Here is a 15550-nt window from a genome sequence, read left to right as displayed (position 1 = left end):
CACCCCACCCCGAACGGGACAAGACATCCTCCGATAGCGAGCCATATGGCATCGACTATTTGGCACACTGTTGAGTTCTCAAGGAACAGACGCGCATCCTTCCAGGCCTTTCAACCTGTCCGGAGGCAACTGCTCTAACTTAGCGGAGCGGCCCTGCCTCGTCAAATCCCCTGGTCAGAGGAGATTCAGCGGGGCGGGAGCCTGAGCTCCGCGTCCGGACGCTCCTGATGACCGACGATCTGGCCGCCGGTCGAAGAGTCCGAGGATGTCGCTCCGGGGGACCAGCCACTGCGGTTCGATCCGCGGTGTCCGTTCCTCCCTGCCGGGCGACGTCGAGAAGATTACGCAGGCATCCCGCCGGAGAGCAAATCCGCGAGCGGTGACGCGGGTCACTCGGCCGCGAAGCCTCCGACCTGCGCAAACGCGCTCAGTACAGCGCGCTGGCCATGGCCCGGCGGGCGGCGATCACGCGGGGGTCCTCGCCGCCGATGACCTCGAACAGGTCGACCAGACGGACGCGCACCCGCTCGCGCTCCGGGCCGGCGGTGGCACGCAGGACGTCGACGAGCCTCGCGAACGCGTCCTCCACCTTCCCGCCGAGGATGTCGAGGTCCGCGACGGCCAGCTGGGCGTCGACGTCCGACGGGTCGTCGGCGGCTGCAGCGCGCGCTGTCTGGAGGTCGGCGTCGCGCGTCCGGTCGAGCAGGCCGACCTGGGCCAGGCCGGCACGCGCGAGCGAGTCGCGCGGGTTCTCCTTCAGCGCCTGCTCGTAGGCGGCGGTGGCCGCGGCGAGGTCGTCACGCTCGATCGCGTCGTACGCCGCCTGGTGCAGGGGCGGGAGCTCGGGCTCCGGCTCCGGCTCGTCCTGGGCTGCGGCGCCCGTGCTCGGCGCCGCGCGGCCCGTGATCCCGTTGGCCTCGGCGGCGGCGAGCACCTGATCGAGGACGGCACGCACCTGGTCGCGGGGGTACGCGCCCTGGAACAGGGGAAGCGGCTGACCGGCGAGGACGGCGACGACGGTGGGCACGCTCTGCGCCTGGAACGCCTGGGCGACCTGCGGGTTGGCCTCCGCGTCGATGCGCGCCAGCTGCCAGCGGCCCTCGTCCTCGTCGGCGAGGGAGGCGAGGTCGGCGGCGACCGTCGCGCTGGCCTCGCTCCGGGGTGACCAGAGCACCACGACCACCGGGTACTGCGTGGAGCTCTGCACGAGGTCGGGGAACGACTCCTGGTCGACGTCCACCACGTAGGTGCCGGGCGCCGGCAGCCCACCCGGACTGCCGGGCGGGGGTGTCGCAGGACGGTTGAGCGTGGAGAGGTCCACCGCCCCGCGGACGTCGAGGCGGGGGCGGGGTCCGGTCGGCTGGGACATGCGTCGGTCTTCCTTCGGCTGCGCGCTGGAGTCGCTGGGGTGCGGGAAGTCGGTCGGTCTACTCGGCCGTCGCGGACGTCACGGCGTGCTCGGCGGCCAGCAGCTGCACGAGTGCGGGGCTGCCGGCCGGGGGCACGTACATGACGAGCACGTCGGTGAACGTCCGGACGAAGTTGCTGCCGGCGCTCGTCTTGCCGGTGAGCGCCGCGTAGAACGGGTCGGAGATCGGGATCGTGCCACCCGCCACCGTGAGCGTCACGGTGGACACGGTGGTGAGCTGGCCGACGACGATCGCTCCGCCGTCGACCGTCTGGAGGCTGACCACCGGCGTCGTCGGGTCAGGCGTGTACGTCTCGACCGCGGACCCGGCCGCCTGTACACCGGCTGCCGTCGCCGCCCGCGCCGCCTCGACGCTCGACCTGAAGGTGTCGGGCAGGAAGCTCGCGGCGAACGCCGAAGCGTCTCCGTTGGCCAGGACGTCCGCGTACTGCTGGAAGGCCTCGACCGGAGTCATCACGAGACCGGCGGCGTCGGGCGCGAGCACCGGGCTGCCCGTCTCCGGGGCGGCGGTGGCCGGCATCTGGATGCCCGCGCCCATGCGGCCCCATCCCCACAGCTTGTACTGCTCGCGAGGGGTCGCCTGCTGCATCACGAGGATGCGCGGGGCCTGGAGGTCGTCGGGCTGCTTGGTGACGACCAGCTGCGTCCGCGGCCAGGTGTCGGTCTGCGGGACGATCAGCGCCTGCTCGTCCGTGGGCAGCGGGGTCGGCGGCTTGGCGCCGGCGGTCGCGGTCGCGCGGACGTACTCCGCGGTCCGTACCGCCAGAGCCGGCCCGGCGACGCGAGCAGGCAGCTGCGTGGCGTCCAGGGCCGCGTCGGACGCCGTGAGCACGGCGCCGAGGTCGGTCAGCACGTCCTGGGACTGGACCACGGTGGTGACCGCGGGCGCGACGGCCGGCACGGGTTCGGGCTGGGCCTGCGGGAGCGGGGTGCTGCAGGCGGCGAGCCCGAGCACCAGCACGCCGCCGAGGGCCGCGGCGAGGCGGCGGGACGTCCGGCGTGTCATCGGTCCTCCTCGTTCGTGTCGGTGGGGGTCTGCGCACCCTCGGGGGCGCCCTCCGTCGGAGGCAGTCCCCACGCCCGACGCCAGGCGTCGGCGCGGGACCCCGCGGTGGCGGACTCGTCGGGTCCGGGCTCGGGAGGTGTCGCCGTCCGCACCCAGGTGGGCCGGCCCGTGTGCACGGGCTCGGCGTCGGGTCCAGCCGGTGAGCCGGGACGCAGGCGTGCACCCGGTGGGGGTGGCACCGCCGACCACCCGGCAGGGCTGACCGGACCGGGGCCCGCGGGCGGTGCCGGGGGTGCGGCCGCGGGCGTCGCCGTGGACGGTACGGGCGGGTTCCCGCGCTGCGCCCAGGACGGTCGGCCGTGCGGGACGGTGCTGTGCTCGGCGGGTGCGCTCGGCGCAGGCGGACCGGACGGAGCGGACGCGGCCGGCGGACCGGGGACCGGGGGTGTCGCCGACGTCGGCGCCGGCGGGCGAGCCGACCAGGACGCGGTGGGCACGGGGGCGGGCACGGGCGGACGAGCCGACGGGGTCGTCGTGGGGGCGGACGGACCGGGGGTCGGCGTCGGGCCCGGGGCGGGAACCGTGCGCTCCGGCGTCGGGGTGGTCGGTGCCACCGGGATGGCCCCGGTCGGCGGGCGGAGCGCCCGACGGCTCGTGCCGACGGGCGCGGGCGTCGGGGACGTCGGCGTCGGCGTGGGCTCGTTCGTGGGCGCGGGCACCGTCGGGACGGGTCCGGTACGCGGTCGGGCTGCCCGGGCCTGCGTGGCCTCGCGCAGCTGCCGACGGGTGAGCACGGGGATCGTGTCGATGTCCGCCGCACCGACGACCACGGCGGGCGTCGCACCGGTGTGCACGGAGGTCCACTCGGGCTCGTCGAGCCCGGCACGGCGACGGCGGACGTCCCGCAGCAGGAGCCAGCCCGCCAGCAGCACCAGGAGCGTGCCGACGGCGACGCACGGCCACAGCCACGGCGTGGTGACCACCCGCGGCCAGGCGAGCGAGAGGGTCGGTGCGGACTCCCCGGTGCTGACCGCGAGCAGGCTCCAGCGGCCCTCCTGCGCGGGCCAGACGAGCGTCGCCTCCCCGGTCCCGGTCTCCTCCGCGACCCACAGGTCGGAGCCCGTCGGGTCGGCGACGGTGACGGTGGCCTCCGCCTCGCCCTCGGTGGGCGCCGGGGTGGCCGCGTCGGCAGGCGGCGCGGCGGCGTCGGTGGGTGTGGGAGCCGTGGTGGGTTCCGGCGCGGCGACGTCCTCCACGGCCAGCGCGTGCCAGCCGGACAGGCCGGTGACCCGACCGTGCGCGTCGGTCCCCACCCAGCCGTCGACGTCCGTGTCACGGCCGACCGCGAGGACGACGTCACCACCGTCCGGGACGCTCACCGTGACGGTCACGGGGTCGCCGCCGAGCTCGAGGACACCGGGGTCCGTGACGAGGGTGTGGGAGCCACCCGACGTCGTCGCGACGAGGACGTCGTCGGCCCGCCACACCGTCGCGGACGCGATGCCGAGACCGATGACGACCAGTCCGGCGACGCCGACGGCGGCGATGATCAGTCGCTTGAGCACGCAGGATCCTCCAGGGAAGAGAACCCCCAGGATAGGCAGAGGGGCACGTCACGGCCGAACCGGGACCGAGTGGACGGATCCTCCCTGGTGTGCGTACCGGGCAGGGTCCTGACCACGGCACCGTGAACACGCGTATCCTGACCGGCGGGCTCCGGAAGTCGACGAGCGCCTCGACCGAGGCCGCTCCGCGCGGAGCCACCGTGCCCAGGAGGACTGCTCGTGCCCGACGCCCGGACCCCCTTCCCCGTCGTCAACTTCCGCGGTTACGAACGCGAAGCCGTCGACGCCCGCATCTCCGGGCTGGAGAAGGCCCTCGCCGACGCCCGCGCCCAGGTGGAGTCCCTCGACGGGCGCGCCATGCAGGTGGCAGGTGAGCTCTCCGAGGCGCACCGCCAGCTGCGCGAGGCCGAGCGGCCCACCTACTCCGGGCTGGGCTCGCGCATCGAGCAGCTGCTGCGGTCCGCCGAGGAGCAGTCCTCGGACGTCGTCACGCAGGCCAACGCCCAGGCGGCCGACGCCCTCGCCCGCGCCAAGCTCTCGTCGGGCCAGCTGAGGGCCCGCGCGGAGAACGAGGTCGCCGAGGTCGTCGCCACCGCCCGCCGCGAGGCCGACGAGGTCAAGACGACGGCCTCCGCGGAGGCCGAGAGCACGCTCCTGGCCGCCCAGCGCCGTGCCGAGGAGCTCGTCGGCTCCGCGGAGCGCGAGGCCGCCCGCATCCAGAGCGCGATCACGACCGAGGAGAGCGAGCGGCGCAGCTCGCTCGAGCGCGAGCTGGGCACGCTGCGCGCGAGCGTCGAGCACGAGGCGACGCAGCTGCGGATCGCGACCGAGCGCACCGCGAGCGAGCTCCGGGCGCGCTCCGAGGCGGAGACCACCGCCCAGCGCGAGGAGGCCGAGCGTTACGCGCAGGACCTGCGCCAGAGCGCCGACGCCGACACCACCGAGCTGCGCCAGCGGGTCGAGGGCGAGCTCGCGGCGGCACGCATCGAGGTCGACCGGTACGTGGCGCAGCAGCGCAGCGACGTCGCGGCCGAGGTGGGCGCCGCCCGTCAGCAGGCTGCCGAGGAGGTCACGTCACTGCGGGTGCAGACCCAGGAGTACGCGGACGGCGTGCGCGCGGCTGCCGAGCGGGACGCGGCCGCCCTCCAGCAGCGCGTCGCGGCCGAGGTCGCGGCGCTGCGCGTCGAGGCCGAGCAGTACGCGGCCTTCGTGCGCGCCCAGGCCGAGCGCGAGACCGGCGAGCTGCGCTCCAAGACGGCCGACGAGCTCGGCGCGCAGCGGGCGGACGCGGAGCAGACCGTCGTCGCCCTGCGCGGCGACGCCGAGCGGTACGCCACCGACCTGCGCGCCCAGGCGGAGCGCGAGACCACCGAGCTGCGCGAGCGGGCCACGCACGAGACGTCCCACCTGCGCGACGTCACGACGCGCGAGGCGGCCGAGCTGCAGGAGGTCACGGCACGCGAGACCGGCGAGCTGCGCGCGTCCGCCGACCGTGAGACCTCGGAGCTGCGCGAGCGCACCCGCCTCGAGGTCGAGCGTGCCCTCACCGAGGCCCGTCGTGCCGCCGCCGAGCTCACCACGTCCGCAAAGACCCACGCCGACGAGATGGTCCGCTCCGCGGAGCAGCAGCTTGCCGACGCCGAGCTGACGATCGCGTCGCGTCGCGAGGCCGCCGAGCGCGAGGACGCCGACCGCCACGAGACCGCGCGCGCCGAGACCGAGCGTCTGGTCCGCGACGCCGAGGCGCACGCCGCCGAGGCCGAGCAGCGGGTGGCCAAGGCGCTGGCGCAGGCCGACAAGGTGCGCACCGACGCCGAGCAGCACGCCAAGGAGCTCATCTCCAACGCCCGCAAGAACGCGGACCGGGTGGTCGCGGAGGCCCGCGAGCACGCCGAGAAGCAGATCTCCGACGCGATGATCGAGTCGGAGCGGGAGCGGACGTCCGCGACGCGGCAGGTCGAGGACCTCAACCGCCAGCGCGAGTCGATCACCTCCTACCTCGACGAGCTGCGCAACCTGCTCGGCCACAACCCCGACCGCGCCACGCTGGACCGGGCGACGCGTGCCGAGGCGGCGTTCGAGAAGGAGCAGAAGGCGGCTCCCCCCGCGGCGAAGGCGTCGAGCGCGACCTCCGACGACGCAGCGCCGGCTCCCGCCGGGAAGCCGGCCCGGCCGGCGTCCCGACCCACGAAGTCGCGCCCGGCGCCCGTGTCGGCGGCGGTGCCCGTCGTGCCGGAGCCGCGGACCGAGGACGCGGAGCCGTCCAAGGACGCGGACCCGTCGAAGGACACCGACGCCGCCCCCGTCGACGACGCCGAGCAGGAGACCCCCGAGGTCAAGGACGCTCCCCCGGCTGCCGACGCCCAGGACGAGCAGCCCGCCAAGGACGACGCAGCCGCGTCCTCCCACTGACGGGTCCACCCGCGAAGGGTCGATGTGACCGAGGAGAAGGCTGACGCGACGGCGGCGTGGCGCGAGGAGCGTCGGGCAGCGGCGGCGGCGCACGGCGAGCTGTTGGCGGGCCGGCAGCGCGCCGAGTCCGCGCAGGCGCAGGAGCAGATCGACGCGTTCCTGCGCCGCGCCCTGACGTCCGGACCCGCGCCGGTCCCGCTGTCCGCACGCAGCTACGACGGTCGGGCCCGGTACCGGACTCCCCTGACCGGCTGGTACCTGCGCCGGGACGAGACGGTCGCCGTCGACACCGACGGCAAGTTCTACGTGCTGACTGCGCCGTCGAGCCTGGCTGCGCGGTTCCGCGGCGTCTCCCCGGAGCCGTCCGCTCCCCCGCTCGTCATCGGGGCCGGCGGCAAGGACGGGGAGTCGCTCGACATGTCGGAGGCCCTCGCGCGGGTGCTCGCTCGCTGACGTCCCCACCGCGCGCGCTCGGACCGCCCGTGCAAGGCTCCCAGAGGCAGCAGGGGGAACGGCGGACAGGGGCGTCGCTACATGACCGAGATGGTGCACGTCGTCGTCATGGGGGTCGCCGGCTCCGGCAAGACGACCGTCGCCCGCATCCTCGCCGAGCGCCTCGGGTGGCCGTACGCGGAGGCCGACGAGTTCCACCCGCCGGAGAACATCGCCAAGATGTCCGCCGGCGAGCCACTGACGGACGAGGACCGGTGGCCGTGGCTGCGCGCCATCCGGGACTGGATGACCGCGCGGTCGCAGGCCGGTGAGAGCGCCGTCGTCACGTGCTCGGCGCTCAAGGTCGCGTACCGGGACCTGCTGCGCGAGGCCGAGGGCCGCGTGCGGTTCGTGCACCTCACGGCCCAGGCGCCGCTGCTCGAGGACCGCATGGAGCACCGCGCCGGGCACTTCATGCCGACGTCCCTGCTCACGTCCCAGCTCGCCACCCTCGAACCGCTGACCGACGCCGAGGACGGCGTGACGATCTCGGTCGAGGAACCACCCGACGCCGTGGCCGACCGCGCGATGGCCGCCCTCCATCTCTCCGAGGAGCGCTCATGATCGCCCACCAACTCGTCACCGCGGCCGCCGAGGGCGTCGGCGAGACTCAGCTCATCTTCGCCGCGATCGTCGGCATCCTGGTCATCGTCGCGCTCATCGTCGGCCTCAAGATGCACCCGTTCCTGGCCCTGACGCTCGGCGCCGGTGTGCTCGCGGTGCTGGCCGGCATCGGCTACACGGACGCGTTCACGAGCTTCGTCGCGGGCGTCGGGACCACCGTCGCCGGCGTCGGGCTGCTCATCGCCCTCGGGGCGATCATCGGCAAGCTGCTGATCGACAGCGGCGGCGCGGACGAGATCGTGGACGCGATCCTGTCCAGGACCCCGGTGCAGCGGCTGCCCTGGGCGATGGCGCTCATCGCGTTCGTCATCGGGATCCCGCTGTTCTTCGAGGTCGGCGTCGTCCTGCTGATCCCGGTCGTGATGCTCGCCGCCCGCCGGTCGAAGCTGTCGATGATCGTGCTGGGCATCCCCGCCCTGGCCGGCCTCTCGGCGCTGCACGGGCTGGTGCCGCCGCACCCCGGGCCGCTCATTGCGATCGACGCACTGGGCGCCGACCTGGGCACCACCCTCGGCCTCGGCCTCCTGGTCGCGACCCCCACCGTGATCATCGCCGGCCCGCTGCTGGCCAAGCCGCTGGCCCGGTGGGTCGTGCTGCCGCCCCCCGACGTGTTCCTGGGCGAGGCGCGCACCGACGAGGACGCCCGCCGTCCGAGGTTCGGGGTCGCGCTCATGGTCGTCCTGCTGCCCGTCGTGCTCATGCTGCTGCGGACGGTCGTCGAGGCGAGCGGTGCGGGCGAGAACCCGGTGGGTCAGGTGTTCGTGTTCCTGGGGACGCCGCTGGTCGCGCTGCTCATCACCACGTTGGTGGCGATGGTCGCCCTCGGGACCTCGCTCGGGAACACCCGGGCGCAGGTGAGCAAGCTGGTGGACTCGTCCTTCGCGCCGATCGCCAGCATCCTGCTCATCGTCGCCGCGGGCGGCGGGTTCAAGCAGACGCTCGTGGACTCCGGCGTCGGCGACGTCATCGCCAGCGGGATCACCGACGCCGCGATCCCACCGCTGCTCGCCGGGTGGATCGTCGCCGTGCTCATCCGGCTCGCGACGGGGTCGGCCACCGTGGCCACGATCACCGCGGCGGGCATCATGGCCCCGCTCGCGACGGACCTCTCGACGACGCACGTCGCCCTGCTGGTCCTCGCGATCGGTGCAGGCTCGGTGTTCCTCAGCCACGTGAACGACGCCGGGTTCTGGCTGGTCAAGGAGTACTTCAAGATGACCGTCGGCCAGACGTTCAAGACCTGGTCCCTCATGGAGACCGTGTTGTCGGTGACCGCGCTGATCTTCGTCCTGCTGCTCAGCCTCGTGATCTAGCCGGCCGCCTGGGCCAGCTCCGCGATCGCCGACGCGACGGCAGCGGGCTGCTCGACCGACGACAGGTGCCCGGACTGCGGGACCACGACGAGCCGGGCGCCCTCGGCGTTGGCGACGAGGTGCTCGGCCGCGGTGACCGGGGTGACGGTGTCCTCGTCGCCGACCACCACGACGACCGGGCCCGCGAACGCGCGGAGCACGTCCGTGCGGTCCGGCCGGGCCGCCATCGCTCGCTGCGACCAGGCGACACCCGCGGGTTCCTGCTGGTCGATCCAGGCGGCGACCTCGGCGGCCACCTCAGGCTGGGCGGTCCGCGTCGTCTCGCCGAGCAGCGACGTCGCCATCGGTCGGACCGCGTCGACCGACCCCGTCGACTCCGCCTCGTCCGCGATGCGCAGCCGGTTGGCGCGCGCGTCCGGGGCGTCGGCGGTGGACTTGGTGTCGACGAGCGCCAGCCCGGCGACGAGCTCCGGGTGCCGCTCGAGCAGCGCGAGCGCCACGTAGCCGCCCATGGACAGGCCGGCGATCACGGCGCTGCTCACGCCCGCGGCACGTACCACCTCGGCCACCAGGTCCGCCGACGCCTCGAGCGACGGCTCGGGCAGGTCGGTGGCGTGCCCCGGCGTCCCCGGCAGGTCCACGGCGTGCACCGGGTGACCGGGGGGCAGCAGACGGGCGACGTCGTCCCACATGCGGTGGTCGAGCGGGAAGCCGTGCAGGAGGACGACCGGGAGGCCGTCGCCCTCGGCGCGGTAGGTGTGCAGGCTCATGCGTCGTCCTCCGCCGTCGTGCTCGGTCCTGCCCAGTGGGTGGGCAGCGGGATCTCGTGGTCGGGCAGCACGTGCGCGACGATCTCGTCGAGCACCCGGCGGACCGCCGCCTCGCCGACCCACAGGTGCTTGGCGCCGTCCACCCCGATCACCTCGGCCTGCGGGACGCGTGCGAACCGGCGGCGCGCCTCGTCGGGGCGCAGGTAGTCGTCCAGCTCCGGGACCAGCACCACGAGCGGCTTGCCGAGCTCCGCCCACGCGTCGAGGTCCGCGTCCGTGGCGCGGTGCAGCGGCGGGGACAGCAGGATCGCCCCCTCGATCGACGGGTCGCGGCCGTGCATGAGGGCCAGCTCGGTGCCGAACGACCAGCCGACCAGCCACCGCTTCGGCAGGTCGTGGAACTCGGCGAACTCGATCGCGGCATGCACGTCGTACCGTTCGCCGACCCCGCCGTCGAACGCCCCGCCGCTGGTCCCGCGCGGGCTGGCCGTGCCGCGCGTGTTGAACCGCAGCACCGCGAGATCCGCCAGGGCGGGCAGCCGCCAGGCCGCCTTCCGGAACACGTGCGAGTCCATGTAGCCGCCGTGCGTGGGCAGCGGGTGCAGGGTCACGAGCGTCGCGGCGGGGGGCGCGTCGGCCGGGCGGGCCAGCTCCCCGACGAGCGTGAGCCCGTCGGCGGTGTGCAGCTCGACGTCCTGGCGCGCGGCGGGCAAGACCGTCAAGGAGCGGATGAGGCCGGGGTCCTGCGTGTTCGTCGTCATCGCGACGAGCCTAAGGCGCCCTCGGCCAGCGCACCCGCGAGCTCCAGGACGTCGGCCACCCCGTCGTCGGCGTTCGAGGCGCACCGTCGGGTCGCCGCGTCCAGCACGGACGCGTGGGCGTTGGCCATCGCGAACGAGGTGCCGGCCCAGCCGAGCATGGACAGGTCGTTCGGTGCGTCGCCGACGGCCCAGACGTCCGCCGGGGTGATGCCGCGCGTGGCCGCCCAGTCGGCGAGCGTCGACGCCTTGGTGATGCCGGGTCCGGAGATCTCGCCGAGCCCGACCGCCCCGGAGTCGGCGACGATCCCGAGCTCGCCGACGACCGCCGCCAGCTCGTCGGCGAACGTCGCGCCGACCGGTCGGGTGGAGCGCACCAGCAGCTTGAACGTCGACGGGCGCAGGACGTCCTCGATGCGGTCGGCCGTCGGGCTGTCGGGCGGCACGGGGTGGCTGGACAGGAATCGCGCCTCGTAGGCGAACCCGTCCGCGCTCTCCGTGGCGAGGTGCACCGCCTCCGAGCCACCCCAGGCCTCTCGGACGCGGTCCGCGATGCTGCCGACGAGCTCCGGCGACATCCCCCGCTCGACGAGCAACCGCCCGGTGCCCACCTCGAGCACCGCCGCGCCGTTCGCGCAGATGGCGACCCCGTGACCGGCCACATGCTCCGCGAGCTCCCGCAGCCAGCGCGGCGGCCGGGCGGTGACGAACACGACCTCGATGCCGGCGTCGGCGGCCCGCACCAGCGCGGCGGCCGTGCGCGGGGAGACCGTGCCGTCCGGGCGCAGGAGGGTGCCGTCCAGGTCGGTGGCGACGAGCCGGGGTGCGCGAGTCATCGGCGGGTCGGTCCGCGTCGGGCGCGTGCCTGCCAGCAGGAGGGGTGCCAGTGCCGGCGGTCGTCGAGCGCCTCGCCGAACAGCCCGTCGGACCGCCACGCGACGACGTGCGCCGTGCCCGCGGTCACCAGCTGGTCGCAGCCGGGGCAGCGGTACTCGCGGTCGGACCCGCGCACGCGCTGGACCACCCACTCGCCGTCGGCCGCGGACTCGGACTGCCGGCCACCCGTGGCGCGATCGAGGTCGAGCTCGACGTGCTCCGCGCCGTACGGCCGCTTCGTCGATCGTCGTCCCACGCCCTCATCCTCCCCCACCACCCACGTGACGTCCGCACTCGTGCGTGCTGGAGCCCGCCGGAGTGCGGACGTCCGGATCGGGAGACGGCAACGTCCGCACTCGAGGGGGTCGGGACCCGACGGAGTGCGGACGTTGCGGAGAGGAGTTGGTCAGAGGGCGGCGGACTCCGGCGTCGGGATCGTGTTCGTGCGCAGGAGCTCGCGGTACCAGAGGCCCGAGTCCTTCACCGTGCGCTCGAGGGTGTCGTAGTCGACGCGGACCACGCCGAAGCGGCGGTCGTAGCCGTAGGACCACTCGAAGTTGTCCATCAGCGACCAGACGAAGTACCCGCGCACGTCCGCGCCGCGCTCGATGGCCTCGCCGACCGCGTCGACGTGGTCGTGCAGGTAGGCCACGCGGCCGGCGTCGTGCACGCGACCGTCCTGGCTGACCTCGTCGTAGAACGCGGCGCCGTTCTCCGTGATCGCCATCGGGATGCCCGGGTAGCGGTCGTGGATCTCCAGGAGGAGGTCGACCAGGCCCTGGGGCTCGATGTTCCAGCCCATCGCCGTGTGCGGGCCGGGCTGCGGGAGGAACTCGACGTTGGTGGCGCCGACCCACGGGCTGTTCTCGGACGAGCGGTGGCCGTCCGGACCGGGCGTGCCGTCCCCGCCGGCGGGTGTGCCCTGCTGCACGCGCCCGGTCGAGTAGTAGTTGATGCCCAGCAGCGCGAGCGGGACCTGGATCAGGTCGAGGTCGCCGTCGAGCACGAAGGACCAGTCGGTGATGTGCGCCGTGTCGGCGAACACCTCCTTGGGGTACTCGCCGTCGAGGATGGGGCCGAGGAAGACCTCGTTGGCGATGGTGTCGATGCGGCGCTTCGCCTCGACGTCCTCGGGGGCGTCGGTCGCGGCGCGCGTGACGTGCAGGTTGAGCGTCACCGAGATCGGCGTGTCCTGGCCCAGCACGTCCTTGATGGCACGCCCGGCGAGGCCGTGCGCGAGGTTCAGGTGGTGCACGGCGGCGAGCGCCTTCGCGTCGTCCGTCACGCCGGGGGCGTGGACGCCGGACGCGTAGCCGAGGAACGACGAGCACCACGGCTCGTTCAGCGTGGTCCACAGGTGGATGCGGTCGCCGAGCACCTCGGCGAGCTTGCGCGCGTACTTCTCGAACTGGAGCGCGGTCTGCCGGTTGGCCCAGCCGCCCTCGTCCTCGAGCGCCTGCGGGAGGTCCCAGTGGTAGAGCGTCGCGACGGGCTTGATCTCCGCGGCGATCAGGCGGTCGACGAGGTCGGCGTAGAAGTCGAGGCCGGCCTGGTTGAACTCGCCCGAGCCGGTGGGCTGGATCCGGGGCCACGCGATCGAGAACCGGTAGGCCTGCAGGCCCAGGTCCTGCATGATCGCGACGTCCTCAGCCACGCGGTGGTAGTGGTCCGCGGCGACGTCGCCCGTGTCGCCGTCGAGCACCTTGCCGGGCTTGCGGGAGAACGTGTCCCAGATGGACGGGCCGCGGCCGTCCTCGTCGAACGCCCCCTCGATCTGGTACGAGGCGGTGGCCGAGCCCCAGAGGAAGTCGGCAGGGAACTGGCGTCCGGAGGGGCGCGAGGTCGTCATGTGCGGGTCCTTCGATCGAGCGGACGGGTCTCAGGTCTGCGCTGCCGGCGGGGCTCGGGACGTCTGGTCGGCAGCTGTGCCGGCCGGTCCACGGCCCTCGGTGCTGGTTTGTCGAAACGATACGATACACGGCGTGGGAACGCTCTCGCCACCCCGGTTGCCCCCGGGGTGGCGAGAGCCCTCAGAGCGCGAGCTCGACCGTGCCCTGCCCTGCGGTCGCGCTCGCGGCGGGTCCGTCCAGACCGACCTGCACGTGCCACGCGCCGACGGCACCCCGCGCCTCGACGCGCACCCCGTCGCCGGTGCGCTCGACCACGAACGTCGTCGGGTCACCGCCGTCCGGCGCCGGGACCACCACGACCGACCGGTGCCCGTCGGCCAGCTCGAACAGTCGCAACGTGACGCCGTCGGCCCACTCGTAGTCCGGACGGTCCGTGCGGGCACCCACCGGCAGGACCGAGTCCGGCCGTACGTACACAGGCAGCGACGAGAACCCGTGCTCCTCACGCACCCAGCGCGGACCGGTCACCTGGTCGCCGCTGAGCAGCGAGGTCCAGGTCCCCTCGGGCACGTACACGTCGACGCGCCCCTCGGCGGAGAACACCGGCGCCACCAGCACGGTCTCGCCCAGCATGTACTGGGTGTCGACGGTGGAGGCGCCGGGGTCGTCGGGGAACTCGAGCACCATCGGGCGCATCACCGGCAGGCCCTGCTCGTGGGCGTCGAGCCCGAGCCGCCCGAGGTACGGCATGAGTGCGAGCTTGAGCTCCGTGAAGGTGCGCGTCACGTCGACAGCCTCGTCGTCGAACGCCCAGGGCACGCGGTAGGAGTCCGAGCCGTGCAGGCGGCTGTGCGACGAGAGCAGGCCGAAGGGCAGCCAGCGCTTGAACACGGCGGGATCGGGCGTGCCCTCGAAACCTCCGATGTCGTGGCTCCAGTAGCCGAACCCGGACGACGAGAGCGACAGCCCGCCGCGCAGCGACTCGGCCATCGAGACGAACGTCGACTCGCAGTCGCCGCCCCAGTGCACGGGGAACTGCTGGCCACCGGCGGTCGCCGACCGGGCGAACAGCACGGCCTCGCCCGGTCCGCGCTCGGCCTCGAGCAGCTCGAACACCGCGCGGTTGTACTGGTGCGTGTAGTGGTTGTGCATGCGCTCCGGGTCAGAGCCGTCGTGCCAGACCACGTCCGTCGGGATGCGCTCGCCGAAGTCCGTCTTGAACGCGTCGACCCCCTGGCCGAGCAGACGCCGCAGGTGCCCCTGGTACCAGGCGACGGCGTCCGGGTTGGTGAAGTCGACGAGTGCCATGCCGGCCTGCCACTGGTCCGTCTGCCAGACCGATCCGTCGGCCCGCGTCACCAGGAAGCCGCCCGTGCGCCCCTCCTCGAAGAGGCCCGACCGCTGCGCGATGTACGGGTTGATCCAGACGCAGACCTTGAGGCCCTTGGCGTGCAGCCTCTCGAGGAGGCCCTCGGGGTCCGGGAACGTCGCCGGGTCCCACGTGAAGTCCGTCCAGTGGAACGCGCGCATCCAGAAGCAGTCGAAGTGGAAGACGCTCAGCGGCAGCCCGCGCTCGGCCATGCCGTCGACGAACGACATCACGGTGGCCTCGTCGTACTGGGTGGTGAACGAGGTCGACAACCAGAGGCCGTACGACCAGGCCGGCACCCGCGCGGGGCGGCCCGTCAAGGCGGTATACCGGCGGAGCACGGCCTTGGGCGTCGGCCCGTGGATCACGTAGTACTGCAGGGTCTGACCCGGGACGGAGAACTGCGTGCGGGAGACCGCCTCAGAGCCGATCTCGAACGAGACCCGGCCCGGGTGGTCGACGAACACGCCGTAGCCCGCGTCGGACAGGTAGAACGGCACGTTCTTGTACGCGAGCTCGCTGGCCGTGCCGCCGTCCTCGTTCCAGACGTCGACGGACTGGCCGTTCTTCACGAAGGCGCCGAACCGCTCACCGAGCCCGTAGACGTGCTCCCGCACGCCGAGCGAGAGCTGCTCGTGCACGTAGGAGTCGCCCCGGGCATCCGTGACCACACCGATGCTGCGCGCCGTCGACGACGTCAGCACCCGCCCGTCGGCCTCGAACTCGACGCCCCACTCCCCCTCGGTGGACACCCGGGCCGTGAGGCCGCCGGACCGCAGCGACGCCACCGGTCCGTCGACGACCACCTTGACGTCCGCGGGCGTCTGCGCGACGGCGAAGTCGGGGCCGCGGTCGACACCACCTGCGTGGTGCTCGATGCGGACGCCGATCACGTCGTCCATCGGCGACGAGAACGTCACCGTGACGAGCGGGCGGTTCAGGGTGTCGCCGCGCGACGTCAGCGGGACCGTCGCGCTGTAGACCGTGAGCGTGTCCTCGCCGACCACGACGTCCGCGACGCTGCGCGGGCGCAGCACCTGGACGCCGGGGAGGAGCTGCCAGTACCCGTCGGTGAACTTCATGGTC

13 protein-coding genes are annotated in these 15550 nt (G+C 73.7%); 4 read left to right on the top strand and 9 right to left on the bottom strand.

Annotated elements, in window-relative coordinates:
* Window positions 1-427 precede the first annotated feature (427 nt).
* Genes ASD18_RS19620 through ASD18_RS21800 form a run of 3 tightly spaced genes read right to left on the bottom strand, consistent with a single transcriptional unit; the run spans window position 428 to window position 4000 of the window.
* Window positions 428-1369 carry a tetratricopeptide repeat protein gene (locus ASD18_RS19620; protein WP_056096409.1) on the bottom strand — a complete coding sequence of 314 codons (942 nt, stop codon included), beginning with the start codon at window positions 1367-1369 and terminating at the stop codon, window positions 428-430.
* Window positions 1370-1427: 58 nt separating this feature from the next.
* Entirely contained in the window at window positions 1428-2435 is a 1008-nt protein-coding gene (locus ASD18_RS19615) for a hypothetical protein (protein WP_056096405.1), read from the bottom strand.
* Complete coding sequence (locus tag ASD18_RS21800; RefSeq protein WP_056096402.1) at window positions 2432-4000, bottom strand: hypothetical protein; 1569 nt, start codon at window positions 3998-4000, stop codon at window positions 2432-2434. Before ASD18_RS21800 ends, ASD18_RS19615 begins: the two co-directional genes overlap by 4 nt.
* A 219-nt stretch (window positions 4001-4219) precedes the next feature.
* On the opposite strand from ASD18_RS21800, the gene ASD18_RS19605 reads away from it, so the two are divergent.
* From ASD18_RS19605 to ASD18_RS19590, 4 genes are all read left to right on the top strand, one after another.
* Window positions 4220-6412, top strand: a complete 2193-nt coding sequence (locus tag ASD18_RS19605; protein WP_235522480.1) for a hypothetical protein — start codon at window positions 4220-4222, stop codon at window positions 6410-6412.
* Between the two features lie 24 nt (window positions 6413-6436).
* A complete protein-coding gene (locus ASD18_RS19600) occupies window positions 6437-6865 on the top strand; it encodes a hypothetical protein (RefSeq protein WP_056096399.1) in 429 nt (142 codons plus the stop codon).
* A gap of 81 nt (window positions 6866-6946) precedes the next feature.
* Window positions 6947-7468: a gluconokinase gene (locus ASD18_RS19595; RefSeq protein WP_235522479.1), complete on the top strand. Its 522-nt coding sequence runs from the start codon at window positions 6947-6949 to the stop codon at window positions 7466-7468.
* Window positions 7465-8841, top strand: coding sequence for a gluconate:H+ symporter (locus ASD18_RS19590; RefSeq protein ID WP_056096396.1), 1377 nt, complete (start codon window positions 7465-7467; stop codon window positions 8839-8841). The genes ASD18_RS19595 and ASD18_RS19590 overlap by 4 nt, the downstream gene beginning before the upstream one ends.
* On the opposite strand, the gene ASD18_RS19585 is transcribed toward ASD18_RS19590, so the two are convergent.
* From ASD18_RS19585 to yicI, 6 genes are all read right to left on the bottom strand, one after another.
* On the bottom strand, window positions 8838-9611 hold the full coding sequence (locus ASD18_RS19585; protein WP_056096390.1) for an alpha/beta fold hydrolase: 774 nt from the start codon (window positions 9609-9611) through the stop codon (window positions 8838-8840). The two genes, ASD18_RS19590 and ASD18_RS19585, sit on opposite strands and share 4 nt — an antisense overlap.
* A complete protein-coding gene (locus tag ASD18_RS19580) occupies window positions 9608-10372 on the bottom strand; it encodes an alpha/beta hydrolase (RefSeq protein ID WP_056096387.1) in 765 nt (254 codons plus the stop codon). The genes ASD18_RS19585 and ASD18_RS19580 overlap by 4 nt, the downstream gene beginning before the upstream one ends.
* Entirely contained in the window at window positions 10369-11205 is an 837-nt protein-coding gene (locus ASD18_RS19575; RefSeq protein ID WP_056096384.1) for an HAD family hydrolase, read from the bottom strand. The genes ASD18_RS19580 and ASD18_RS19575 overlap by 4 nt, the downstream gene beginning before the upstream one ends.
* Window positions 11202-11501 (bottom strand): hypothetical protein, encoded by a 300-nt coding sequence (locus ASD18_RS19570; RefSeq protein ID WP_056096381.1) that lies wholly within the window; start codon window positions 11499-11501, stop codon window positions 11202-11204. Before ASD18_RS19570 ends, ASD18_RS19575 begins: the two co-directional genes overlap by 4 nt.
* A 150-nt stretch (window positions 11502-11651) precedes the next feature.
* On the bottom strand, window positions 11652-13094 hold the full coding sequence (locus ASD18_RS19565) for a GH1 family beta-glucosidase (RefSeq protein ID WP_056096378.1): 1443 nt from the start codon (window positions 13092-13094) through the stop codon (window positions 11652-11654).
* A 181-nt stretch (window positions 13095-13275) separates the two neighbouring features.
* A complete protein-coding gene (gene yicI / locus ASD18_RS19560; protein WP_056096374.1) occupies window positions 13276-15546 on the bottom strand; it encodes an alpha-xylosidase in 2271 nt (756 codons plus the stop codon).
* Between the last annotated feature and the right edge of the window lie 4 nt (window positions 15547-15550).

Source organism: Cellulomonas sp. Root137 (assembly GCF_001426725.1).
GTDB lineage: Bacteria > Actinomycetota > Actinomycetes > Actinomycetales > Cellulomonadaceae > Cellulomonas.
This window is presented reverse-complemented; position numbering and strand designations above follow the sequence as displayed.